21 protein-coding genes are annotated in these 26,826 nt (G+C 31.9%); 9 read left to right on the top strand and 12 right to left on the bottom strand.

What is annotated here, in order from left to right; all coding sequences use genetic code 11:
• Positions 1 to 21 precede the first annotated feature (21 nt).
• From D1816_RS00720 to D1816_RS00705, 4 genes are all read right to left on the bottom strand, one after another.
• Positions 22 to 1,809 carry a YfiR/HmsC family protein gene (locus D1816_RS00720; protein ID WP_158597741.1) on the bottom strand — a complete coding sequence of 596 codons (1,788 nt, stop codon included), beginning with the start codon at positions 1,807 to 1,809 and terminating at the stop codon, positions 22 to 24.
• A 47-nt stretch (positions 1,810 to 1,856) separates the two neighbouring features.
• A complete protein-coding gene (locus D1816_RS00715; RefSeq protein ID WP_240338697.1) occupies positions 1,857 to 4,505 on the bottom strand; it encodes a TonB-dependent receptor domain-containing protein in 2,649 nt (882 codons plus the stop codon).
• A gap of 184 nt (positions 4,506 to 4,689) precedes the next feature.
• Positions 4,690 to 5,109: a response regulator gene (locus tag D1816_RS00710; protein WP_066311058.1), complete on the bottom strand. Its 420-nt coding sequence runs from the start codon at positions 5,107 to 5,109 to the stop codon at positions 4,690 to 4,692.
• A 343-nt stretch (positions 5,110 to 5,452) separates the two neighbouring features.
• Complete coding sequence (locus D1816_RS00705) at positions 5,453 to 5,863, bottom strand: response regulator (RefSeq protein ID WP_066311060.1); 411 nt, start codon at positions 5,861 to 5,863, stop codon at positions 5,453 to 5,455.
• Positions 5,864 to 6,137: 274 nt separating this feature from the next.
• Between D1816_RS00705 and D1816_RS00700 the strand changes: the two genes are divergently transcribed.
• Entirely contained in the window at positions 6,138 to 7,328 is a 1,191-nt protein-coding gene (locus tag D1816_RS00700; RefSeq protein WP_118500811.1) for a hypothetical protein, read from the top strand.
• 6 nt (positions 7,329 to 7,334) lie between these two features.
• Positions 7,335 to 8,348, top strand: coding sequence for a metal-dependent hydrolase (locus tag D1816_RS00695; RefSeq protein WP_118500810.1), 1,014 nt, complete (start codon positions 7,335 to 7,337; stop codon positions 8,346 to 8,348).
• Between the two features lie 52 nt (positions 8,349 to 8,400).
• Here the strand turns inward: D1816_RS00695 and D1816_RS00690 are convergent, their stop codons facing one another.
• Together D1816_RS00690 and D1816_RS00685 are read right to left on the bottom strand one after the other, a co-directional pair.
• On the bottom strand, positions 8,401 to 8,901 hold the full coding sequence (locus tag D1816_RS00690; protein ID WP_066311073.1) for a DUF1761 domain-containing protein: 501 nt from the start codon (positions 8,899 to 8,901) through the stop codon (positions 8,401 to 8,403).
• A gap of 87 nt (positions 8,902 to 8,988) precedes the next feature.
• Positions 8,989 to 9,588, bottom strand: coding sequence for a LysE family translocator (locus tag D1816_RS00685; RefSeq protein ID WP_118500809.1), 600 nt, complete (start codon positions 9,586 to 9,588; stop codon positions 8,989 to 8,991).
• A 199-nt stretch (positions 9,589 to 9,787) separates the two neighbouring features.
• On the opposite strand from D1816_RS00685, the gene D1816_RS00680 reads away from it, so the two are divergent.
• From D1816_RS00680 to D1816_RS00660, 5 genes are all read left to right on the top strand, one after another.
• The gene (locus tag D1816_RS00680; protein WP_066311084.1) at positions 9,788 to 10,273 is read left to right on the top strand and encodes an acetyl-CoA carboxylase biotin carboxyl carrier protein subunit; all 486 of its coding nucleotides are present in this window, start codon (positions 9,788 to 9,790) and stop codon (positions 10,271 to 10,273) included.
• Between the two features lie 54 nt (positions 10,274 to 10,327).
• Positions 10,328 to 11,770, top strand: coding sequence for an acetyl-CoA carboxylase biotin carboxylase subunit (gene accC, locus D1816_RS00675; protein ID WP_118500808.1), 1,443 nt, complete (start codon positions 10,328 to 10,330; stop codon positions 11,768 to 11,770).
• Positions 11,771 to 11,774: 4 nt separating this feature from the next.
• On the top strand, positions 11,775 to 13,316 hold the full coding sequence (locus tag D1816_RS00670) for an acyl-CoA carboxylase subunit beta (RefSeq protein WP_066311088.1): 1,542 nt from the start codon (positions 11,775 to 11,777) through the stop codon (positions 13,314 to 13,316).
• A 406-nt stretch (positions 13,317 to 13,722) separates the two neighbouring features.
• Entirely contained in the window at positions 13,723 to 14,127 is a 405-nt protein-coding gene (locus D1816_RS00665; RefSeq protein WP_118500807.1) for a hypothetical protein, read from the top strand.
• Positions 14,128 to 14,320: 193 nt separating this feature from the next.
• Positions 14,321 to 15,043 carry an alpha/beta hydrolase gene (locus tag D1816_RS00660; protein ID WP_118500806.1) on the top strand — a complete coding sequence of 241 codons (723 nt, stop codon included), beginning with the start codon at positions 14,321 to 14,323 and terminating at the stop codon, positions 15,041 to 15,043.
• A 104-nt stretch (positions 15,044 to 15,147) separates the two neighbouring features.
• On the opposite strand, the gene D1816_RS00655 is transcribed toward D1816_RS00660, so the two are convergent.
• Positions 15,148 to 15,777, bottom strand: a complete 630-nt coding sequence (locus tag D1816_RS00655; RefSeq protein ID WP_118500805.1) for a GyrI-like domain-containing protein — start codon at positions 15,775 to 15,777, stop codon at positions 15,148 to 15,150.
• A gap of 175 nt (positions 15,778 to 15,952) precedes the next feature.
• Complete coding sequence (gene katG, locus D1816_RS00650) at positions 15,953 to 18,190, bottom strand: catalase/peroxidase HPI (protein ID WP_118500804.1); 2,238 nt, start codon at positions 18,188 to 18,190, stop codon at positions 15,953 to 15,955.
• A gap of 288 nt (positions 18,191 to 18,478) precedes the next feature.
• Here katG and D1816_RS00645 point away from each other — a divergent pair, with 288 nt between their 5' ends.
• Positions 18,479 to 20,788: a DNA topoisomerase 3 gene (locus D1816_RS00645; RefSeq protein ID WP_118500803.1), complete on the top strand. Its 2,310-nt coding sequence runs from the start codon at positions 18,479 to 18,481 to the stop codon at positions 20,786 to 20,788.
• 12 nt (positions 20,789 to 20,800) lie between these two features.
• Here D1816_RS00645 and D1816_RS00640 read toward each other — a convergent pair whose 3' ends face one another.
• Positions 20,801 to 21,583: a hypothetical protein gene (locus tag D1816_RS00640; RefSeq protein WP_118500802.1), complete on the bottom strand. Its 783-nt coding sequence runs from the start codon at positions 21,581 to 21,583 to the stop codon at positions 20,801 to 20,803.
• Between the two features lie 180 nt (positions 21,584 to 21,763).
• Entirely contained in the window at positions 21,764 to 22,450 is a 687-nt protein-coding gene (locus tag D1816_RS00635; protein ID WP_118500801.1) for a DUF4386 domain-containing protein, read from the bottom strand.
• A gap of 141 nt (positions 22,451 to 22,591) precedes the next feature.
• On the opposite strand from D1816_RS00635, the gene D1816_RS00630 reads away from it, so the two are divergent.
• A complete protein-coding gene (locus D1816_RS00630) occupies positions 22,592 to 24,232 on the top strand; it encodes an ABC-F family ATP-binding cassette domain-containing protein (RefSeq protein WP_118500800.1) in 1,641 nt (546 codons plus the stop codon).
• Positions 24,233 to 24,244: 12 nt separating this feature from the next.
• On the opposite strand, the gene D1816_RS00625 is transcribed toward D1816_RS00630, so the two are convergent.
• Both D1816_RS00625 and acs read right to left on the bottom strand, forming a co-directional pair.
• Entirely contained in the window at positions 24,245 to 24,742 is a 498-nt protein-coding gene (locus tag D1816_RS00625; protein ID WP_118500799.1) for a DinB family protein, read from the bottom strand.
• A gap of 10 nt (positions 24,743 to 24,752) precedes the next feature.
• A complete protein-coding gene (gene acs / locus D1816_RS00620; protein ID WP_118500798.1) occupies positions 24,753 to 26,660 on the bottom strand; it encodes an acetate--CoA ligase in 1,908 nt (635 codons plus the stop codon).
• Between the last annotated feature and the right edge of the window lie 166 nt (positions 26,661 to 26,826).

The raw sequence follows: 26,826 nt of genomic DNA, 5'->3' as shown, positions 1-26,826 counted from the left end.
ACACATAAATAAATAACGAATTTATTGTGATGATGAAAGGGGTATCGTAAAATAAAAAGTACTTCCCTCTCCTACTTTGGAGGTCAACCAAATTTCTCCGCCATGAGATTCTACTATTTTTTTACAATGTGCCAACCCTATACCCGTTCCTTGATATTGTTCTCGAGAATGTAATCGTTGGAAAATAGCAAATATCCGTTCTTTATGCTCTTCTGGTATTCCGATACCGTTATCTTTTATAGCAAATTGCCAAAAGTCATTTTGTTGATTCTTAGATTTGTTTTTCTTGCTACAAGAAATTTTGATTTCAGGTACAACACCATCTGCTCTAAACTTAATGGCATTACTAATAAGGTTTTGAAATAGTAATCTAAGTTCTATTTCAGAACCGGTTACAGTAGGTAGTTTTCCTATTGTAATCTTTGCTTCTTCTTTATCGATAACACTTTTTAAATCTGCCTTTAAATCTGCAAGAACATTGTTTGTATCTACTTTTGCGTATTCTTTTCCTCTTCCTAATCTAGAATATTCCAGCAGAGCGTCTATCAAATTCTTCATTCGTAAACTAGCATCTTGTATAAAGTTTAAACTTTCTTTCCCAACGCTATCAATACGATCTCCGTAATCCTCGACTATTAAACCAATAAAACTAGAAATTGTGTTAAGTGGTTCTTGCAAATCATGACTAGCTATATATGCAAATTGTTCTAACTCTTTATTTTTAGCTTCTAATGCTAACGATTGCTCATAAATAGCCTGATTCTTTTTTTCTAATTCGATATTAAACTTCTTTTTTGCTAAATATCCTTTATAAATAAAAAAGCTTCCTAAAAGAATAAGACTAATAAGGGCAATGAGTAATGAGTTAATCTTTTTTTGTGTGCTAAGCCTTACATTCTGTCGTGTTAAAATTTCGTCTTGTTGCTTAATCTGCTTACTTTGCTCTTTAAGAAAGTCCTGTTGTTTCTGTATCTCTTGATTACTTTTTTCAATTTTTGCTTCTTGATTTTTAATAAATGTAATCTGCTCTTTAATGCTTTTCTCTAGTTCTAGTTCTATCTGTTCTTTCTCTTTATATTTTTTTTGCTGTATTTGACTTTCTGTATATAGATTAATTATTTTGTTCTTACGTTCAGTAATTTCTTGATCCTTTGTTCCTATTTCCTTTTCTTGATTTGTAATCTTTCTATTTTGATATTCAATTACCTCTTCCTTATTTTTAATAATATTTTCTTGTTCTTCTGTTTTTTCTTGGACTTCATTTAGCGATTTTTCGGTCTTTTTATATAATCGCTTCCATTTTTGTGAAGAACTAATGGCATATCTTTTTAAGGAAGGAGCTACCGCAAACCCTTCTCCTTGAATACGATCTAAACTAATTTCATATTCAAAAGAGTTTCCTACTGCAACCATATTAATCATAGAAGCATTGTAATTATAATCTTCTGTAACTAATAAAACGTTCTTTTTTGAGATTTTGTTAAGTATATAACCAATAGTGTAATTGTACTTGTTATTTACATATAGTAGTTGGACATCTTTAATTTGTCGAATAGAATTAAATCGTACTACCTGAACTGGTTTGTTATGAATTTTTCTTTTCTGCGCCATAGCCTGAAGATCAATAACTGTATGATCAGGGCCTAATACTCCTATTTTAAAAGAAGATTCTTCATCTAAATTTGGCCAACTAACTTGTTGTGCAAAATTGAAGATAAAAATTCCTCTTTGCAGCCTTTTTACCTCTTCATTAGTTTCTTGAGCTTGACTGTTATAACAAAACAACACAGTCAAAAAACACAAACACATAAAAGATAAATGAATCCTAATAAATGATATAATTTTAAAATTAAAAATCATAATCTAAGTAATAGCCTTACAAAATAATTGCTTCCATATACGCCAAATTGTTGTACTCTCCTACTGTACGTAAAATTACCTTCATCTGTATTAGCAGAGTGCGTATGTTTATCAGGAAAAACATTGAAGACATTGTTTCCACCTATAGTACATTTAATATAATCATTAACTTGGTAAGAAACACCCATATCTGTAACTAATTTAGGAGAAAAAAGCTGATCTCTTGATTCTATAGCGCCACTAAATTCATTTAATACCCAATTGTCAGGATTGCCATCGTTAGGATGCATAAATTTAACTTCTCCAAAAACAGTATTTGTCATCTGAAAATTAAATTTATCTATATCATATGAAAAGAAAGAATTCACTTTAAAGTTTGGTTGCGACGATTCTACTCTCGCTATTTCTTCTCTATTGAATAAAATATTTTCCTGCCCTATTAAGGCTTCGGATACTTTAATACCATTCTTTACTCTAGTTTTTGTAATGTTTGCCCCTAAAGATGCACTAAATTCACCTTGGGCTAAAGGAGTTTTAAAAAACAAAACAGCATCTAAACCTGTTGTTTTAGAATCGATAGCATTTGTAAAAAACTGTGCAGCTCCTACTCCAAATGGTTCTAAAATAGCTTCATATCCTTCTGCAAATTGTCCAGAAAGCACTATTCTATCATCTATATTTATTAGATAATAATCTAAAGAAAAAGTAATATTTTCATTAAACTTTCCACTAAAACCAGCACTAAAGTGTTTAGATAATTCTGGCTTTAACTTTCCTATTTTAAAAGCTTCTGCAGCAACAGCACTTTCGTTATTAAAGGTACCTACTTGAATACTTTCTCCATTGATAAATTGAGTACTAATATTTTGGAAAAACACTTGATGTAAAGAAGGCGCCCTAAAACCAGTAGTAAAACCGGCTCTCACACTTAATTCATCTTGAATTCTATACCGTCCAGATAATTTCCATATAGCTTGACCTTTAAAATCATTATATGCTTCATATCTAGCTGCTCCTCTTACTAATAGTTTTTCGGTTATGTTTGCTTCAATATCAAGATAACCCGAACTATTTGTTCTAAATCGATCCAATTCGTTCTCTGGTCGAATCCCAGGAAATACTTGAGCTCCTACAGATCTTGGCAGTTCATCTCCTAATTCATTTATAAATGTTGATCCGCCGTTAACATATGAGGCTTCTTCTCCGGCTATGATTTGATAATTTTCTACTCGTAACTCTGTTCCAAATGCGATATTTAAACCACTAGCCCAATCAAAACTTCTTGAAATATCAAGATTAGTTGTATTTTGATTGTACAAAAAACCACCAGCATAAAAGGTTCTAGGTGACGCCACTCCGAGAGATGCATTATTAGAATTATTAACCGTATAATTTAATTGATTTATTCCTATCGTATGACTAAAATCAATATTCCATTCATTCTTAACTCCTCTTACTCCACCAGAAATACCATCATCTTGTATTCCCGTTAATATCTCTGGAGAAAAACCATTTGGATATAATTCTAATACTACTCTATCTTGATCTTTAGGAAATCTATAAAAACCTTTTGCTTTACCTTCTCTATAATTTCGTCCTCCTCTTAAGTAAAATGTTGCGTGGTCAGAAATTGGCATTTCCGCATTAAATGAAAGTCCAAGATTTTGAGTTTCGGCACTACCAATTTCCATGACTTGTCGACCAGAATATCCGGTTTGTCCAAAAAAATTGTTTTCCTGTAATAACCTTTCCTCTTCTATAGGATCATCAGAATAAACTGTTCCTGTATAATCTCCCGCTCTATTAACCGCTTCTCTTTCTCTATACTCTGTTGTAATATTTACAAATCCTTCATTTCCAATTTTTAGTCCAAAATTTGCTGCTGAATATAACGTAAAACCATCTCCTTGAGTTGTTATACCCACTCGATTATCAATTTGAATAATTTCTGTCTGTTTTTTCAAAATAATATTGATAACACCTGCAATCGCATCAGAACCGTATTGAGAGGTTGCTCCATCCCTTAGCACTTCTATTCGTTCTATAGAAGCAACCGGTATTGCGTTAAAATCTGTTCCAACAGATCCTCTACCAACAGTACCATTAACATTTAATAAAGAGCTATTATGTCTTCTTTTACCGTTAATTAATACTAATACCTGATCAGGACCTAACCCTCGAAGTGTAGCTGGATCTATATGATCGGTACCATCTGCAATAGTTTGATGTGTAGAATGAAAAGAAGGTATTAAATAATGTAAAATCTGGCTTAGCTCTACCTGAGATGAACTGGTAATTTGTTGTGGAGACACAATATCAACGGCAGCTGTATTTTTAAGTAATGATTTTGGTTTAGCCCTAGATCCTAAAGAAACTGGTTGATCCATAGAAAAACCAGCTTGTAATATAAAATCTACTTTGATCGTATCGCCTACTTTAACCTCTACAGTTTTAGAAATTGTAGTATACATTACAAAGGCTGCATTAACTATATATTCTCCTTCATTAACATTAAAGGTGTAATTTCCATTTACATCTGTAGTGGTTTTATAATCTGTTCCTTCTATCGCAATTCGCGCTCCAGGAAGATTTCCAAATTGATCAGAAACATTACCTAAAATAACAGCTCTGGATTGTGAATAAATCCCAGTTATAAAACAAGAAAAAAATATAATCGTAAAAAATAATTTGTCTTGAATTATAAAAATACTTCGTGTGTTTTCTATCAGTGTTTTGATGTGTTTATATATTTAGCTTTTAAAAAAAATCTCTAGGGGGAAAATATATTATTTTTAACTATTTCAAAGTACTAATACATTCTGTTTAAAATTAATTAGAAGGGGTAACTGATATAGATTCTATAAAATAAGTATTCATGATATCATTTACGATTTCTTTATTAAGCATTTTTTCTCTAGACTCTTTTACCTCTGGGATGCTTTTGATAAAGTTTTCTTCTTTTTTATTCAAAGAAGCTCCTAGCATTACTATAATTATTGAACCCTTCATCCCTTTATCAAGTTTCTGATACTCGATAAGAAACTCCCACCCATTCATTACGGGCATATTAAGGTCTAAAAAAATAATTTCTGGAATATTTCCTGAGTGTAGATATTCTAATGCTTCAATTCCATTTTTGGCAATACTAATTTCCTCAGCAACATCTGATTTTTCAATGATCACCTTATTGAAAAAATTTGTTGACTGACTATCATCAACTAACAAAACTTTTTTTAGTTTATTTTTCATCGATTTGTGTTTACCAATTTTATAACAAATTGTTTATCTGAAAAAGCCAATCTCTACCTAAAGAATAATGTACATTTTAAGTACGTTAATTCTCACTTACGAAATAAGATAAACAATTAATAATCATTTGTTAAAAATACTGTTTTTTATAGTAACTATTCGACTATTTGCACAAAAATCAGTTTAAAAGATTCTGTTTTCCTTGGAAAACATTCATCAAAAAATAATTAAAAAACAATTATTTGAATACCTCAAATCAATTATATAAAACAATTTAACTATTGAATAAACATATAATTAAAAACAACATTTATTTTTAAAGAAATTCATATTAGATATTGTCTTATTGTGAAAAATGATTCTGCAATACACTATCTAGTATATTTAGAGATAGTGGTTTATTTATAAAATCATTTACTGTATGATTTTTTGAAGATTCTCGAACATCATCAGGATTGGATGAAGTTGATAATAAAATTACTTTGATTCCTTCTGTAAGTTCTTTTTTCAACTTAGAAAATTCAATCAAAAATTCCCAACCATTCATAGCGGGCATATTAATGTCTAAAAAAATAAGATCGGGCTTTGTTTTTTTGTTTTTTTCTACATCATTGAGATATTCTAAAGCTGCAATACCGCTTTGAACAGTATTAACCTGCTGAAAACCATCATGTTTTGTTACAACTCTTTCATTAAAGAAATTTGTGGCCTTATCATCATCTATCAATAAGACACAATTAACTACTACTCCCATAAGTTTTTCCAATTACACTATAAAGAAAATAAATTTGAGTGATATTTATGTGTTAAATTATGTATAATTAAAAAGTTTTCGTCTAAAATCACAAAATTAACGGTAAAGAGGAAAAATAAATAACTTTAAAATCAAATACTTATGAAACAAAAAAACACTTTTATCGTCTAACGAATATGTAGTTTTCACAAACTTTTAATGAAGACTCTAAAAAATAGATGTAATTTTGAGTTTGATTTGATTATCGCTCTGATATTAGAATCGTAAGGGATTTATGCTTGGAAAAATAAAAAATATATGTAAGACCACATCTTTAACGTATGATATCCATAATCATACTACTGATGTGCCAACTGGCAAATGGAATTTGGTCAACTCTAAAAACACTATTTTCTTTTCGTTAATTTACTTAAAGACCTTAGAGGAAACTCTTGCCGAGACTATTAAGTTTAAATATATATTATTTTATCAAAACAAAGTTCCTGTTGCTCTGGCTGTAACACAACTTATTAAATTTAATTCTGCCCAACTAAATTTTAACGAATTTCCTTGTAATATTAGCGATACTATAAAAAATACATTGTTTAAAAACCTTGATGTAGGAGTATTGATCTGTGGTAATTTATTTTCTTGTGGTGAACATGGTTTTATGTACAATCCGAGTTATGTAAAAGCGAATGAAGCTTTTGAGAGTTTATCTATAGCTTTACGAGATATACGTAAATCTGAAAATTCTGATAAACCATCTTTTATTCTTTTAAAAGAGTTTTGGCCGAAATCCTTTAACTCTAGTGATTATATCAAAGAGCATGACTTTAGAGAATTTAATATTGATGTTAACATGGTTTTACCAATAGATCAAAACTGGAAAACTTTCGAGAATTACCTTGCTAGTATGCGTACTAAGTTTAGAACTCGTGTAAAAAAAGTGTTTAAGAATTCTGAAGAAATTGTTGTTCAAGATTTTTCTTTTGAAGATATAGATAACTATAGCCAAGACATTGATAAATTATATTTATCTGTAATTGAAAAAGCAGATTTTAAAATAGGAAAATTAAAGGCTACTACTTTTAAAAATCTAAAACAAAATTTAGGTAATTCGTTTATTTTTAAAGGATATTTTTTAAACCATAAATTAGTCGGTTTTACTACAAGCTTTATTCTTGGTGATGCTATCGAAGCTAATCATATCGGTATCGACTACACGTACAATAAGAAATATGATATTTATCAAAGAATGTTATATGATTATGTCGATTTGGCTATAAAAGAAAACACTAATGAGCTTAGATTAGGCAGAACTGCCGAGATTATAAAGAGTTGTGTTGGTGCCAAACCTGTAGAAATGAAATTGTATGTGAGACACGGAAATTCTATTTCAAATACCATTTTAAAACCTCTTGTAGAACTTATTTCTCCTAGTGAATATGAAATAAGAAACCCTTTCAAACTTCAGATAGACTAATTTTATATGGATTCATTAACCCAGATCGTATTAGGCGCTGCTATTGCTGAAGCTACTCTTGGAAAAAAAGTAGGCAATAAAGCGATACTTTGGGGAGCTATTGCCGGAACAATACCGGATTTAGACGTTTTATCAAAGTTTTTTGTAGATAATGTTACTGCAAATGAGGTTCACCGAGGTTTTTCACACTCTATAGTGTTTAGTTTACTTGCCGCTCCATTATTTGGTTGGTTAATAAGTAAAATATATAAGAATAAAGAAGCAAATTGGAAAGATTGGACCAAATTAATGTTTCTTGGTCTATTTACGCATCCACTACTGGATGCATTTACTACATGGGGAACCCAACTATTTTGGCCATTTGCATATAAAGTTTCTTTTAAAAATATTTTTGTTGTCGACCCTTTGTATACAATTCCTTTCTTAGTTTTTCTAATATTAGCAATGCGTTACAAACGTTCAGACCCTAAAAGAAGAAAATTTAATGTAATAGGATTATATATGAGCTCTATCTATATGCTGGTTACTTTAGGTTTAAAATGGAATACTTATTATAAGTTCCAGGCTAGTCTGAAGAATCAAAATATTGAATACAAAGAGATTCAGACTAAACCAACACCGCTAAATAGTATTTTATGGACAGCGAATATAGAGACTAAAGATTCATTTCTAATTGGTTATTATTCATTACTAGATAAAGATGACAATATCACTTTTTCTGAGTTCCCTAAAAACCACCACTTGTTGGGTAAAATGAAAAATGACCCATTACTACCAAGATTGATTAACTTATCTGAGGGTTGGTATACTATAGAAAAAAAAGATAATAAGGTATATTTTAATGATCTTCGATTTGGACAATTGGGGATGGGTGATACTGCCAAACGTTTTGTATTTAGCTATGAATTGTTTTATGACCAAGAGGGAATTTTACAGGCAAAAGAAAGAGGTCGAAATACAGATGAGGCTTCCCCACTATTAAAAAAACTGTTTGCTCGCATGTTGGGTAACAAATCGTAAAAGAATGCCTAAATATACTCAGGCATTCTTTTATGTTATATCTGATAATGATTTAAGCAAATTGACAAATAACACCTCCCATCAAAGCAAGACAAACAGTCCAATACCCAACATTTACTGCTATATACTTAAATCCTTTTCTTTCAAACATTGCATTTGTTCCTAATACAGGAAGCACAAAAAATATCCCTGCTAACGTACCATGCAAGGCCCCATGTTTAAAAGTTCTATAATTATCTCCATATTTTGTCATAAAGTCCTGTGCATACTGATATGTTTCTGTACCCACTTCTGTTAATCCAGGTTCTCCATAAAGAGATGAAAAAAAACCAAATTGATGAATTACCAAGACATTTACTGTAGACGCTAAAAAGAAGCTAAACACATAACATAAGATAAAAATCAATGCCATATTACCTCCTTTTAGATCATCTTCGGTAAAACCACAAGCATTCATCCAAGCAGTTCCAAAAACCTTTGGATTATACCAAACAAAGCCTAAAACTGTCGGAATAATTGCTGCGACAGCCGTAATTAAAAAATTAAATTCCATATTGATTAGTTTATAATATCAATTAAATTTTAGTTAAATAATTGATATATGTTGTTTATCAAATATAAAAAAATCTAATATTACGCTTCACCAAACCAAATACAATAACCTAATAGAGAACACTATAAGAAGAATTCCTGTTATTCTAAAAAATAGTGTTAGTCGCTTTACTGATAGAATTTTTTTGAGTTTTTTGGATAAAAATACCTTTACTAAATCTGTAGTAAGAATACCTAATAAAACTGCCAATAAAAAAAAGAATAAAGAGGAGTTTTCTACATATTTATGTTCACCGTAATTATAAACTCCAATCCAAATTATAAAAACGAAAGGGTTAAAAAAATTCACACTAAATCCTTTTAAAAAAAACTTTCCGATATTTTTTGCATTTACTATAGGTTCATTACTAAGTACTGCCTTTTTTAGTAAATAATTAATCCCTAAACCAAATATGATAATGCTTCCTAATACCCCTATCCAAAATTGATTTCCTTTTGCCGTCAGAAAAGATGATAGCCCAACATAACAAAGCAATACACATAGTATATCACTAACTATAATCCCTAAAGCCACTGCTGTACCTGCTTTGGTTCCAAACTGTAGACTACTGTTTAACAACAAAAAGAATACAGGACCTATAAAAATAATCATCCCTAATCCTATTATAAAACCATCTATGAATGACATAAGTTTCGAACGCGCTTAATAAATAAGGTAAATATAGATATTTAATAGTAGTACCTCGTTAACATCTTTTACAACAAAACCTCACTATTGATAAATTTAAATAATACACAAGTCTCAATAAATTCATAATTAATTTGTTTTTTCCGTAAGAAATGGTTCAATTTATCACCAGAATTTATGTAATAAACAAACTACTAATATGAGTACTACTTATAAAGTTAAGGTAAATAAAACTTTTGAGGTCGACTTTACTGATGATCATATATCAAAAATTGATGCATTGCAGACCTCTTCAACAACATATCATATACTACAGGATTCTAAATCTTATGACGCAGAAGTTTTAACGAATAATTTTAATACTAAGAATTACAGTATTAAGATCAATAATACTATCTATGATGTTGATATTGCCAATACATTAGATTTACAGATTGCGGCCATGGGATTCTCTGTTGGATCTTCTAAACAAGTAAATGCTATAAAAGCACCAATGCCTGGATTATTACTAGATATTCAGGTAGAAATCGGCCAAGAAGTAAAAGAAAATGATCCTTTACTCATCCTAGAAGCCATGAAAATGGAAAATGTTATTCTTTCTCCTAGAGATGGAGTCATCAAATCCATTGCTGCCGATAAAAGTGATGCTGTCGAAAAAGGACAATTATTAATAGAGTTTGAATAATCATATCCCTTCATGGGTATTTAAATAGAGTTACCTACTCTAATATATGTGTATATGAAAAAAATACTAGTTGCAAATAGAGGTGAAATTGCTATTCGAGTAATGACCACTGCCAAAAAAATGGGTATTAAGACGGTTGCCGTATATTCAACAATAGACCGAAATGCTCCTCATGTAAAATTTGCAGATGAAGCTGTTTGCATAGGAGAAGCTCCATCTAATCAATCTTATTTATTAGGTTCTAAAATCATTGAAGTAGCCAAACAATTAAATGTTGATGGTATACATCCTGGATATGGTTTTTTAAGTGAAAATGCAACCTTTGCAGAAGAAGTAGAAGAAAACAACCTCATTTTTATAGGGCCAAAATCAAAGGCCATAAAAGTAATGGGAAGCAAACTCGCCGCTAAAGAAGCAGTAAAAGCGTATGATATTCCTATGGTACCCGGTATAGATGAAGCTATAACCGACCCCGTTAAAGCCAAAGCAATCGCTAAGGAGATTGGATTTCCTATTCTGATAAAAGCCTCTGCTGGAGGAGGAGGAAAAGGAATGCGTGTTGTAGAAAAAGAAAGCGACCTCGAATCACAAATGAATCGCGCTATCAGTGAGGCTACATCAGCTTTTGGTGATGGCTCTGTTTTTATTGAAAAATATGTAGCTTCACCAAGACATATCGAAATACAGGTTATGGCGGATAGTTATGGTAATGTCATTCATCTATTTGAAAGAGAATGTAGTGTACAACGACGTCATCAAAAAGTGGTAGAAGAAGCTCCCTCTGCAGTACTCACTCCAGAGTTAAGAACCAAAATGGGTGAAGCAGCCGTAAAAGTGGCTAAAGCATGTGATTATCGTGGAGCTGGAACAGTAGAGTTTTTACTTGATGAAAATAACAATTTTTACTTTCTAGAAATGAACACACGTTTACAGGTAGAACACCCCGTAACCGAAATTATTTCTGGTGTTGATCTTGTTGAGTTACAAATAAAAGTTGCAAGGGGTGAACAACTACCTATTCAACAACAAGATTTACAAATCAATGGGCATGCTTTAGAGTTAAGAGTCTATGCCGAAGATCCGTTAAACGATTTTTTACCTAGTGTTGGGCATCTTGATCAATATCAAATTCCCAAAGGAGAAGGAATTCGTGTCGACAATGGTTTTGAAGAAGGAATGGATATTCCGATTTACTACGATCCAATGTTAGCAAAACTAATCACTTATGGCAAAACAAGAGAAGAGGCTATAGAACTTATGATAAAAGCAATTGGTGATTATCGTGTTAGTGGTGTACAAACCACACTTCCTTTTGGAAAATTTGTATGCGAACATGAAGCCTTTAGATCCGGAAAATTTGACACGCACTTCGTAAAAAAACATTATACTCCTGATATATTAAAAGCAGAAATGGAGGAAGAAGCAAAAATTGCAGCAATGATTGCCATGAAACAATATTTAAAAGATCAGGAAACATTACGCTTACCAATTCACTAAACTTATGGACATAAAAATAAAAACACTAGAAGAAAAAATTGCTCTAGCCAAATTAGGTGGAGGTGAACAACGTATCGCAAAACAGCATGAAAAGAAAAAGCTAACAGCCCGTGAGCGTGTAGAATATATAATGGATGAAGGATCTTTTGAAGAAATTGGTATCCTAGTAACACATCGTACTACCGACTTTGGAATGGAAAAAGAAATCTATTACGGAGATGGTGTAATTACAGGTTATGGTACTATTGAAGGAAGGTTAGTGTATATTTTTGCTCAAGATTTTACTGTATTTGGTGGTGCATTATCTGAAACTCATGCCGAAAAAATCTGTAAAATTATGGATATGGCGGTAAAAATGGGAGCTCCTCTTATTGGTCTTAATGATTCTGGTGGAGCACGAATCCAAGAAGGAGTTAGATCTCTAGGAGGCTATGCAGATATTTTTCATAGAAATGTACAGGCTTCAGGTGTGATTCCACAAATTTCAGCTATTATGGGACCTTGTGCTGGTGGTGCTGTATATTCACCTGCTATGACAGACTTTACGTTAATGGTAGAAGATACTAGTTATATGTTTGTAACAGGTCCTAATGTTGTAAAAACGGTTACCAATGAAGAAGTAACATCAGAAGAGTTAGGTGGTGCTAGTACGCACTCTTCTAAATCTGGAGTAGCTCATGTAACTTCTGGTAATGATGTTGAATGTCTAGAAGATGTAAAAAAACTATTAAGCTACCTACCACAAAGTAATCTGGAGAATACTCAAAAACTACCATATACTTTAACCGATGAGGTACGCGATGTTTTATCAGATATTGTTCCTGATAATCCAAATAAACCTTATGATATGCATCATGTCATAGAGGGTATTATAGATGAAGATTCTTTCTACGAAATTCATAAAGATTATGCCGAAAATATTATTGTTGGATTTGCCCGTCTAGGCGGAAGAAGCGTTGGAATAGTTGCCAACCAACCTATGTTTCTGGCTGGAGTATTAGATGTTAACAGTTCGAAAAAAGCAGCGCGATTTACTCGTTTTTGTGACTGTTTTAATATCCCTTTACTAGTACTTGTAGATGTTCCTGGTTTTTTACCTGGCACAGATCAGGAATGGAATGGTATTATTATACATGGTGCAAAATTACTATATGCTCTTAGTGAAGCTACAGTACCTAAAGTAACTGTGATTACTCGTAAAGCGTATGGAGGAGCATATGATGTAATGAACTCTAAACATATTGGAGCAGATCTTAACTTTGCCTGGCCTTCTGCAGAAATTGCTGTTATGGGTGCAAAAGGGGCAAGTGAAATAATTTTTAGAAAAGAAATTAAGGCTGCAGATAATCCAGAAGCTAAACTTGCAGAGAAAGAAGCCGAATATGCCGATAAATTTGCGAATCCATATAGAGCAGCGCAACGAGGCTTTATCGATGAGGTAATCCTACCCCAGAATACGCGTAGAAAATTACTCAAAGCCTTTAGCATGCTTGAGGACAAACATATAGATCGACCCAATAGAAAACACGGTAATATTCCGTTGTAATTAAAATCTTTATGTCTCTTAGCCCATCAAAATAGAATTAGTTATCTTTAATTCTATTTTGATAGGCTTATCTTTAAATACATAAATTTTATTTAAAAGTATCTTACTAGTACAGTTGCTATAAAATTCTTTCAAAAGTTTTCCTAATCTATAGGGCATATTATTATATATCTCTTCTGCTTATTTTATTTAGAAAACAACTATTACTTTTTGATCTATCCCGATCAATATCTCCTCTCTATTTAGTTTTATCATTTATTTTTAGAAATGGTGGTATCATTTCTATGCATGAAATATGATGTAATATTTTTTCACCACTCTTCTTTTGATATTTGTGATATTCAATAAAAGTTAGAAATTGGATAACATATCGAGCTGTTATAAATAACTCTTACACCAAAATGTCATGAAAAGTTTAAACATAAAAACCATTATCGCTTTAAGTACTTTATTCACAAGTATTTTCTTGATAAGCTATGGCAATAATAATGAAGCAATACAAGAGTATTACTCTGGAGAAGAAATGTTTAGAGGTATTTTCTTTTTAGAAGGAGAAGCTGCATACGATCTAACAGTATTAATAGCAAAAGTTAATCCAATCAACGAAACTATTAATACAAAATCTATAGAGATTCAGAAGTTAAGCCGAGATTTAAAAGACGAAATTATTGAAGAAATTAAAAATCTAAACCCAGATTTTTTTGATGATTTTAGAAAACATATAAATTCGACTGACCATCATACGATTGACTTGGCAATAACTAATGGAAGTGAAATGATAAAAATTGTTGGTCTTAATTCCAAAAAGTAATATTTCCTCTAAAGTCTTTATAAAATAATTGCACTATCTCAATTATGATCGTATGATGTATTATTACTATTCCTTTATATAACCGACTCTTAAACTTATAAAATATACTTAAAAAACCTTTAGAAGTATTGATTAACTACAATATTTAGTATTTTGAGCATGAATTATTTTAATACTAAAAACATTTTTTTGGATGAAACATTTACTAACATCAGTGCTTCTATTTTTAACAATATATAGCTATAGTCAACAAAAAGTTGAGTATGACGCTAAGGATGGAATTACTATCACTGCAGATTTGTATGACGCAAAAGGTAGTGATGCATTTATAATTCTTTTTCATCAAGCTGGTTGGAGTCGAGGAGAATATAAAGAAATTGCTCCAAAGTTAAATGCACTTGGTTATAAATGCTTAGCTGTAGACCAGAGATCCGGAGGTGGTGTTAATGGTGTTCAAAATGAAACTAATGCCTTAGCCAAAAAGAAAGGTAAGAAAACTGCTTATGTTGATGCTTTTCAAGATTTAGAAGCTTCTGTAGCTTATGTAAAAAAAACATATAAACCTAAAAAGCTCATTATTTGGGGGAGTTCATATTCTTCTGCCCTTGTTTTAAAATATGCTGGAGATTATCCTGATGCTATCGATGCTGCATTATCATTTTCTCCTGGAGAATATTTTGGAGATAAAAAATTTATTACTAAAAGTGCTAGTCATATAAAAGCACCCGTATTTATTACTTCTGCACAAAATGAAAAAGAAAGTTGGTCGGGAATCTACGATGCTATTCCTTCTAACAAGAAACAATCTTTTCTTCCTAAGACTAAAGGTAATCATGGGGCAAGAGCCTTATGGGATAAATTTCCGGATAGTAAAGAATATTGGGCCGCAGTAAAAGGTTTTTTGAATACTATTTAAACAAAATCATTTCTTAAAAATTATCAAAAAGATTTCTAAACAGTTTACTTGATTAGAAATCTTTTTGATTTGTTACTTGTTTTTTGATTAAATCCTTAAAAAAATCATTTAGATGTAACCCTAAATCTTAATACAGTTTTTAATTTTTCTGGAGCTACTTTTCTAAAATCAGAAACATAAATTTCTCTATGTATTTTAGAAAGCCTACAAAGTTTTTTTTGTTCAGCAAAAGACTCCATAATTTTAAAGCTATCTAATTCATTATCATAACTTCCTAAATGCATCATTTGAACACATTTTCCTTCTTCTATAGTTTCAAATTTTATATTTTCTAAAAATCTATGTGGTTTTTTAACCTTAGTTAACTCAATCATTTCTTCAACGAAGATTTTTTCTACAAAATCAGGCTGTCTAATCATCAATTTAAAAACTAAATCGTTTTTATTGATCTTTCCATCAAAATTTTTCTTGGCTTCTTCATTTATATCCCAAACACCTTCAAGAGGATATACTGTATAATCTCTATAATCTTTACTGTTTCTTTCTTTCTTAAGTGTCATTTTTATGGCATATGAAACAGCATACAACACACCAATATATTCAGAAAACTCATCACTATTTGGATTACCTTCACCTTCTATTGCAAGAAATTGATATGTTGGCACATCTATTATTTCAGGTTTATTTTTAGGTAAATAAATCTCTTTTTCTTTTTTTCTCCATTCATGTTTCATAGTACATTATTGTTTAAAATTTAGAACATAATGCAAAAATAATCTGCAATAATGACAACCCTATGTCACTAATGATTCTATATCTAATATCGAAAGAAGTATTGGTATAAAACAATAGTCCCACTTTACAGTTTTACTAAAGTGGGACTATTATAAGTTGCGATTTTTAAAAAGGTTAAGACTTATTCAAATCAAAGCGATCAAGTGTCATTACTTTTGTCCAAGCGCTTACAAAATCTTTTACAAACTTCTCTTTTGCGTCATTACTGGCATAAACCTCTGCCAACGCTCTTAATTCTGAATTAGAACCAAAAATAAGATCGGCACGTGTAGCTGTCCATTTTAACTCATTTGTTCCTCTATCTCTTCCTTCATATTTTTCTTTGGCATCAGATACAGCTTTCCATTCGGTACTCATATCTAAAAGATTTACAAAGAAATCGTTTGTTAACGTTCCCGGACTTTTGGTAAAAACACCGTGTCTAGAGTTGTCATGATTAGTGTTTAGCACACGCATACCTCCAACAAGAACAGTCATTTCTGGCACTGTTAAAGTTAATAATTGCGCTTTGTCTACAAGTAACTCTTCTATTGTTAAAGTATATTTAGTTTTTAGATAATTTCTAAATCCATCAGCCATTGGTTCTAGCAATGCCATCGAAGCTACATCTGTCTGTTCTTGTAGTGCATCCATACGTCCAGGAGTAAAAGGAACTTTTACAGGGTAACCAGCTTTTTTTGCTGCTTCTTCTACCGCTGCAGCGCCTCCTAAAACTATCAGATCTGCAATAGACACTTTTTTTCCTTTTGCTTTAAAATCACTCTGGATTTTTTCTAAAGTCGTTAAAACTTTATTTAACTGTTTAGGATTATTAACTTCCCAATTTCTTTGAGGTTCTAATCGTATACGCGAACCATTAGCTCCTCCTCTCCTATCCGAATTACGATATGTTGATGCAGACGCCCAAGATGTAGAAATTAACTCACTTATAGTAAGTTCAGAATCTAAAATAGTTGATTTTAAATCTGCTATATCTTTTGCATTTATAAGTTCATGATCCACAGTTGGGATTGGATCTTGCCACACAAATTCTTCTTTAGGAACTTCTGGTCCAAGATAGGTGGTTTTAGGCCCCATATCCCTATGTGTTAATTTAAACCATGCTCTTGCAAAAGCTGCATTAAACTCTTCTGGGTTTTCTAGAAATCTCCTTGAAATTTTTTCATATACGGGATCAAATCGTAACGAGAGATCCGTAGTAAGCATTGTTGGCTTATGTTTCTTTTCTGAATCAAATGCATCGGGAAATACTTCTCCTACATCTTTTGCTTGCCATTGATGAGCACCTGCTGGACTTTTAGTAAGCTCCCATTCAAAATTAAATAAATTAGCAAAAAAGGTATTGTTCCATCTTGTAGGTGTAGCTGTCCAAATAACTTCTAAACCAGATGTAATGGCATCTTTCCCTTTTCCCGTTCCATGTGCGTTTTTCCATCCAAATCCTTGTTCTTCAATACTAGCTTCTTCTGGTGCAGCTCCTAAATTTGAGCCACTAGCTGCACCATGGGTTTTACCTAATGTATGACCTCCTGCAATAAGTGCAACAGTCTCTTCATCATTCATCCCCATTCGTCCAAATGTTTCTTTTATATCAATAGCTGCTGCCACCGGATCTGGGTTTCCGTTCGGTCCTTCAGGATTAACGTATATAAGTCCCATTTGAACTGCTGCCAAAGGTTTTTCTAATTCGCGATCTCCCGTATATCGTTCATCATCTAACATTTTAGCCTCTGGCCCCCAATATACATTACTTGCTGGTTCCCAGACATCCTCTCTACCTCCTGCAAATCCAATAGTTTTAAAGCCCATAGATTCAAAGGCTACATTTCCTGTGAGAATCATTAAATCTGCCCAAGAAATTTTACTACCATACTTTTGCTTAATTGGCCAAAGGAGTCTTCTCGCTTTATCTAAATTTCCATTATCTGGCCAACTGTTAAGAGGTGCAAAACGTTGTTGTCCTTCTCGTGAACCTCCTCGTCCATCACCTGTTCTATACGTTCCTGCACTATGCCAAGCCATACGAATAAATAGACCTCCGTAATGACCATAATCGGCTGGCCACCAATCTTGAGAATCTGTCATTAAAGCAGTTAAATCTTTTTTTAACGCATCATAATCCAGACTATTAAATTTTTCTGCATAATTAAAACCTGCTCCCATAGGATCTGATTGGGATGAATGTTGTCTAAGAACACTTAAATCAAGTTGATTAGGCCACCAATCTCTGTTGGTTTTACCATCATTACTTACATTAAGTCCTCCTGAGGGTCCTTCTGAAGAAAAACCAAATGGGCATTTTCCTTTTTCTACAGGAGCATCTCCTTTAATATCATTTTGATGGCACCCCATTAAGAGAACCATAGAAAAAACTAAGGTTATTAAGAGTTTGTTTTTCATTTGTGTAATTTTTAGGTTAAAAAGTGGTTTTATTGTCGATCCTTAAATTTAGATGTATTTTCCGGTGAAAAAAAATTGATATTTTATATAAAGTTGCTCCTAAATAGATAATATCTATAACACAACATTGAAGGGTCTATATTTCATCTAATTATATTATTCTATGATTGTAGAGTGAATTAGGTATTAAACAATTTTATCATAACACTAATGCTATTTTAATTATTTTTGTTTTCTATCATGAAAGTTTGTATTGCCGAAAAACCAAGTGTTGCCAGAGAAATTGCTACTGTATTAGGAGCTAGTAGTAAATATGATGGATATTATGAAGGTAATGGTTATGCCGTAACTTATACTTTTGGGCATCTGTGTACCTTGTTTGAACCCAATGATTATAAACCATACTGGAAAAGTTGGGATCTTAATAATCTTCCTATGTTACCAGATAAGTTCAAAACTAAATTAGTCGACAATTCTGGTATTCAAAAACAATTTAATGTTATAAAAAAACTATTTGATCAGGCAACATTAGTAATTAATTGTGGGGATGCCGGTCAAGAAGGAGAGCTTATACAAAGATGGGTAATTGATCAAGCAAACTATAAAGGTGAAGTAAAACGCCTTTGGATTTCATCATTAACTACTGAAGCTATTAAAGAAGGGTTTGAAAAACTACAACCTTCAGCTCAATATGATAATTTGTATTATGCTGGATTTTCTAGAGCTATCGGGGATTGGTTGCTAGGTATGAATGCAACTAGGCTTTATACTGTAAAACATGGTGGATATAAACAAGTACTATCTATTGGTAGGGTACAGACCCCAACATTAGCCATGTTAGTAAATCGTTTTAAAGAAATCTCAAATTTTAAGCCTCAACCTTATTGGGAGTTACAAACTGTATATAAGGATACATTGTTTAACTGTGAAGAAGGAAGGTTTTTAAAGAAAGAAGAAGGAGAAACTTTTGCTAAAGTTGTAAAAGCGAGTGATTTCGAAATTCTCTCTATTACCAAGAAAAAAGGAAAAGAATATGCTCCTAAACTTTTTGATCTTACTGGTTTACAAGTTTACTGTAATACCAAATTTGGTTTTTCTGCAGATGAAACACTAAAAATAGCACAAAAACTATACGAACAAAAAGTGATCACGTACCCCAGAGTAGATACTACTTTTTTACCTAATGATGTGTATCCAAAAATACCCGGGATATTACAAAAACTAACAAGTTATCAAAACCTTACTCAAACTATATTAGATAAGAAAATTAAAAAGTCCTCTAAAGTTTTTAATGATAAAAAAGTTACAGATCACCATGCTATTATTCCTACAGGTGTACAAATGAACTTGCAATACAACCAACAAAAAGTATATGATATTATCACAAAACGTTTTATTGCTGTTTTTTATGACGACTGTTTAGTTGCAAATACTACAGTAATTGGTAAAGCAGACACGGTTACTTTTAAGACTACTGGTAAAGAAATTATAGAAAAAGGCTGGAGAATAGTATTTGAAAACTCTGATACAAATCATAAAAAAGATAAAGACATATTACCCTCTTTTGAAAAAGGAGAAAAAGGGCCTCATGAACCTTCTTTTTTAGAAAAACAGACTAAACCTCCTAATCAGTTTACAGAAGCTACTTTGCTACGAGCAATGGAAACTGCTGGAAAACAAGTTGATGATGATGAAATGCGAGAGTTAATGAAGGAGAATGGTATAGGTAGACCTTCTACGCGAGCCAATATTATTGAAACATTATTTAAGCGGAAATACATAAAACGTAACAAAAAACAGATTCTTCCAACAGTAACAGGAATACAACTTATTGATACAATACAAAATAAATTACTTACTTCTGCAGCGCTAACTGGGCAATGGGAAAAACAACTTAAAGAAATAGAAAAAGGTAATTATCATGCTGCTAATTTTATTAAAAACATGAAACAAATGGTAGATCATTTGGTATATGAGGTTAGAACCGAAAAAAAGCGTGCTAATATTTCACATACTAATTTGAATACTATTTCTAAACCTAAAAAAACAGTAAATACTACTATTAATGGAAAACCTTGCCCTAAATGTAAACAAGGTACTCTTTTAAAAGGAAAAACAGCTTATGGATGTAGTCACTATAAAAGTGGTTGTAGTTTTATACTTCCTTTTTCTTTTAAGAAAAAGAAAATATCAGAAAAACAGTATTTACGTTTACTAGAAAAAGGATGTACGGTTAATCTTAAAGGCTTTAAAGATAATACTGTAACTAAAGAAGGGTTAATTCGTTTTGATGATCAATTTCAATTAACATTAGAAGAAAAAAAAATCACAAAGCCTTCTGCAAGTAAAGATGTACCTAATCCCATGCCTTGTCCCAAATGTAAAAAAGGAAACATTCTTAAAGGTAAAACAGCTTATGGATGTAGCCTTTATAAAAGTGGATGTAATTTTAAGTACGAGTTCAATACCATTCGAGAAAAAGCAAATGGTAAAACGTTAACTCCTGAATTAGTCTTTTCTTTACTTAATGAACAGATAAAAACCCCCTAAAGAAAATTCCTGTTAGTGTATGATTTCTTTATCAAGTAAAACATCTAATTCTTGAATTAACTTAATTAAATCTCTTTGATCTGCAGATACCGTAAAATATCTTACAAGTGGTATTTTTTCTCTATGAAGTTTAATTTTTCTATTTTCTTTAGTTATATAAGTCCATTCATAGGGACCAGTATTATTTGATTTTAATAATCTTCCTGGAGGTAATATCTCTCCATTTCTCGTTTTAGAGTACACAAACTTACCTCCATTTAATTCTTCTGAACGATGAATTAAAATATTTCTTATTTGCGAAATTTTCTCTTTAATATTTCCATCAGAATATCGTTTAAGTTCTGTAAGTATTTCTAATAACGTTAATTTTTCATACTCTGCAAACAAGGGCCTTAAATGATAATATTGTAAATCTAAACCTTTTTCCTCGCGAATTGAATTTCCCCAATATGCTATTAGTACATTTTTACTTTTATATTCAGGTATCGTATCTGCAAGTTTCTCTATAACATTAAATCTAACCAGAGTTTCTTCTATTAATTTAGATTTGATCTGCTCATTGATTTTCTTAGTATTCTGACTTCTTTGATATTCTACTTGATCATTTTTCCATTCTTTATAAAAAAAAGACAATCCTCCTAATACAACAGATGATAAAAGAAACAAGACAAATCCAGAATTTAAAAATGTCCAAAGTGAAGAATTTGATTCTTTTGCTATTCCTATTTCTTTTATGACTTCTTGTCGATAAACCTCTTCTAATCGTATTTTATCTTTTTCAGAATTACTTAACATGCTTTTTCTTTTAGGTTTTAATTTATATACTTTTCAAAAGTAGTATTTGCGCATCGGATAGAAAATACCCAATGCCAAGTATATTTAAACCATGGCTAAAACACAAAGAAGATAACCATTAAAAGTACCAATACATAAGACCGATTTACAAAACGATATCTTTAAAAAACAAACATACTCTTACGCATGATTATTAAATTTTTCGGTATTAAATCCAAATACGAGTAACCAAATAATAAATGATAAGATAAAAACTCCATTTTGCACAAACATTAAAAATGATACTGTTACGTCGGCCATTTGCAAGGCTCCCCCCATAAAAACAATAGCCGAGGCCAAAAGTCCCCATATACTTAGCCATGTAGGAATAAGCTTAACTTTATATAAGAAGTAATACAACATAGATCCCCCGATACTATAGAACATTAACATTAAAAAATGCGACCAATAATACATATCATAGAGCATATTAGCTAAGACAGTATAATTTGTTTCAATAACAGTAGCACCGCTATTTGCAAAATCTGTACTCACAGAAAGTAGAGCGATATGGATAATATTACTTACGATTATTACTATAAAATTTATCAACCCAATTCCAAAATAGGATATTGCAAGTCTTTGATTGTATTTTTTTATATATGGAAATACAAATATTGCAATCCCTAAAACTATAATACTTGACAATATATCAGTATATATCGCTAACTTCATCTCGCTTACATGTGCTAAAACATGATTAAGAAAATCGATTGAGTTGGTCTTCACACCTGTAAGGTTTCTAAGAGCTGTACCCGTTCCACCTGTAATTACACTTGCCAAGAAAAGAAGGCCGAGAAGTCTTCCTGATTTTTTTGTGAGTTTCATAATGATTGGTTTTGATTAATGATACTGATTAGTAGTCACTTACACTTATTTGTTACATATAAAAGTTTGACACTTACAAATACAACTAATTTCTTTGGTATAGCTCACTTTTTTTTAGTTTTGCATCTTTAATACAACAATATGATTTCTGTAGACGGCATAGCAGTAGAATTTAGTGGAGAGACCCTGTTTAACAACGTTTCTTTTGTGATTAATGAAAATGACAAAATTGCGTTGATGGGGAAAAACGGAGCAGGTAAATCTACTATGATGAAAATAATTGCTGGAGTTCAAAAAGCCACGCGAGGTCATATCAGGTATCCAAAAGAAGCTGTTATTGCATACTTGCCTCAACACCTATTAACAGATGATAATTGTTCTGTTTTTGAAGAAGCATCAAAAGCCTTTGGCCATATTACGGCCATGCAGCAAGAAATGGATCATCTAAACAAAGAACTCGAGACGCGAACAGATTATGAGTCTGAGGAGTACATGAATATTATACAAAAGGTAACTGATTTAGGCGAAAAATTCTATGCCATTGAAGAAGTAAATTATGATGCTGAAATAGAAAAAGCTCTACAAGGTTTAGGATTTAAACGAGAGGATTTTAAACGCCCCACTAGTGAATTTAGTGGAGGATGGCGTATGCGTATTGAACTTGCTAAAATTTTACTTCAAAAACCCGATCTTATTTTACTTGATGAACCTACAAATCATGTAGATATAGAATCTGTTATCTGGCTCGAAGACTTCTTAATTAATAAAGCAAAAGCCGTAATAGTAATCTCTCACGACAAAGCTTTTATTGATAATATTACCAATCGTACAATAGAAGTTACAATGGGAAGAATTTATGATTATAAAGCTAATTATTCTCATTATCTTCAATTAAGAGAAGATCGTCGTGCACATCAAATTAAAGCATATCAAGAACAACAAAAATTTATTTCTGATACTAAAGAGTTTATAGATAGGTTTAAAGGAACATATTCTAAAACTAATCAAGTCAACTCCAGGGAACGAATGCTAGAGAAACTTCAAATCATAGAAATCGATGAAATCGATACCTCTGCATTAAAACTTCGTTTTCCTCCCTCAATGCGTTCAGGAGATTATCCTGTAATCGCAAAAGAATTATCTAAAAGTTATGGCGAGCATATTGTTTTTAAAAATGCCAGTCTATCTATTGCTCGTGGTGAAAAAGTATCTTTTGTTGGACGTAATGGCGAAGGAAAATCCACGATGATAAAAGCTATCATGGGTGAAATTGATTTTGAAGGAGAATGCGCATTAGGTCATAACGCCAAAGTTGGATATTTTGCGCAAAATCAAGCATCTTTATTGGATTCTAGTCTTACTGTTTTTCAAACTGTTGATGAAGTCGCTGAAGGTGATATCAGGACTCAAATTAAAAATATATTAGGTCAATTTATGTTTAGCGGAGATGATATTGATAAAAAAGTATCTGTACTATCCGGAGGTGAAAAAACACGTTTAGCAATGGTTAAACTATTGCTTGAGCCAGTAAATGTTCTTATTCTTGATGAACCTACAAATCATTTAGACATTAAATCCAAAGATGTACTAAAAGAAGCCTTATTAGCCTTTGATGGCACTTTGATATTAGTATCTCATGATCGAGATTTTTTACAAGGTCTATCTCAAAAAGTATTCGAATTTAAAAACAAAAGAGTCATTGAACATTTTGAAACCATAGATGAGTTTTTGATTAGGAATAGAATAGAGAATCTAAAGCAAATTGATCTGAAAGCCAATTAAATTACGCCTTAATTACTCACTATTTAGTATTACTTCCTCAGATGTTAATCCAAAAATAGGCGGTGTTTTTACTTTTAAGATGCTCAAATACAAATACAATTGACCTCTATGATGTACTTCATGTTCTACCATTGCTCTTAACCATTTCCATATCGTAATATCTATTCCTCCCGGAGTTTTACATTTATTGTTCAAATCTTCTATTTTCAATTTTGAAAAGATATCCATAGATTCTTTATTGAGTGTATTATAAAATATAATAACTTCATCGTATCCTTTGGCATATGTTGTACCACAACCATTATATAAACTTGGTTTATATTGTACTGTTTCGGCATACATGTATCGCTCTATTGTGGCTAAATGCCGAATTATATCACCTATAGAAAATTTTCCTTCTTGATATGTCCATTCTATATGTTCAGGAGTAACATAGTCAAAAAGCTTTCTGGTTCTATTCTTAATTTTTGAATAGTACTCCAAAAAGCTTTCTATATTATTTATTTGCATATAGTATAAATTATAATGCTTTATCCATAATTTCTTTTACAACTTCTGGATTTAACAAGGTACTAGTATCTCCTAAATTACCGGTGTCTTTTGAAGCTATTTTACGCAAGATACGTCTCATAATTTTACCACTTCTAGTTTTTGGTAACCCTGGAACAAATTGTATTTTATCTAATTTTGCAATAGGGCCTATCTTATCTGTAATCTGTTGATTTACTTCTTTACTTAGATTATCGCGATCTCTAGACTCTCCTGTTTCTTTTAAAATAACATATCCGTAGAGTGCATTTCCTTTAATATCATGTGGAAATCCTACTATCGCAGATTCTGCTACAGCCGGGTGCTCATTTATAGCATCCTCGATCGGTGCCGTTCCCAAATTATGTCCCGAAACAATGATAACATCATCTACTCTACCTGTAATCCTATAATACCCTACTTCATCTCGTAAAGCACCATCTCCTGTAAAATATTTATTTTCAAAGGCAGAAAAATAAGTCTCTTTAAAACGTTTGTGATTACCCCAAATTGTTCTTGCCATTGATGGCCATGGAAACTTAATACATAAACGACCATCAACTTGATTCCCTTTAATTTCAATACCGTTTTCATCCATTAGAGCTGGTTGTATTCCAGGCATTGGTAAGGTAGCATAAGTTGGTTTTGTAGGTGTCGAATATGGGATTGGAGAAATCATAATCCCTCCTGTTTCTGTTTGCCACCAAGTATCTACAATAGGGGATTTTTTATCTCCAACATGATCATTATACCAATGCCATGCTTCTTCATTTATTGGCTCGCCCACTGTTCCTAATACTTTAAGACTGGATAAGTCACGATTGGTAACATAATCCAAGTTTTCTTTTGCCAATGCTCTTATTGCGGTTGGTGCTGTATAAAATTGAGTGATTTTATGTTTTTGCACAATGTCCCAAAAACGTCCAAAGTCCGGATATGATGGCACCCCTTCGAACATAACAGTAGTCGCTCCGTTAGCCAATGGCCCATAAACAATATAAGAGTGACCTGTAATCCATCCTATATCAGCTGTACACCAGTAAATATCGTCTTCTCTATATTGAAATACATTTTTAAAAGTGTAAGCTGTATATATCATGTATCCAGCAGTAGTATGCAACATTCCTTTTGGCATACCTGTAGATCCAGAAGTATATAAAATAAACAAAGGATCTTCTGCATCCATAATTTCAGGTACACAGTCTTTATACGCGGCTTCCAATAATGGCTCCAACCAATGATCTCTCCCTGATTTCATTTGGATATCAGAACCTATACGCTTAGCCACTAAAACAGATGAGATTCCCGGACAATCTTCTAATGCTTCATCTACAATACCTTTTAGATCGATGGTCTTTGCACCACGATATGAACCATCTGATGTAATCACCATTTTAGCTTCACAGTCATTAATTCTTGTGGATAATGCTGTTGCAGAAAACCCTGCAAAAACGACTGAATGTACTGCACCTATTCTAGCACAAGCTAATACAGAAATAGCCAATTCGGGAATCATTGGCAAGTAGATACAAACCCTATCTCCTTTTGCTATACCTTGTTCTTTTAATACATTAGCAAATTTACATACACGTTCATGTAATTGTTTATAGGTTATATGCTGTGCATCCTCGTTCGGGTCATTGGGTTCAAACAAAATGGCTGTTTTATGTCCTCTATTACGCAAATGACGATCGATACAATTTTCTGTTATATTTAATTGAGCCCCTTCAAACCATTTAATTTCAGGTTTTGTAAAATCCCAACTCAACACATTATCCCATTTTTTCCTCCACATAAAGTGTTCCTCTGCTACTTCTGCCCAGAATGTTTCTGGATCTCGAAGTGATTTTCGATATACTTGGTAATATTCTTCTAGATGTTTTATGTGATAATTACTCATTGTGGTTAACTTTTATATTTATGTTTTTTTATTCTAATTTTTCTTATTTACTTTTTTTTATAATTAAACAGTCCAAACCAATTTGGATTTAAAACTTTTAATTTGATAAGTACCCAAATAATTACTACAAAGCACACTCCGATCACCATTGAATTAATCGTACTAA

The organism is Aquimarina sp. AD10, from assembly GCF_003443715.1.
GTDB classification, from domain to species: Bacteria; Bacteroidota; Bacteroidia; order Flavobacteriales; family Flavobacteriaceae; genus Aquimarina; species Aquimarina aggregata.
This window is presented reverse-complemented; position numbering and strand designations above follow the sequence as displayed.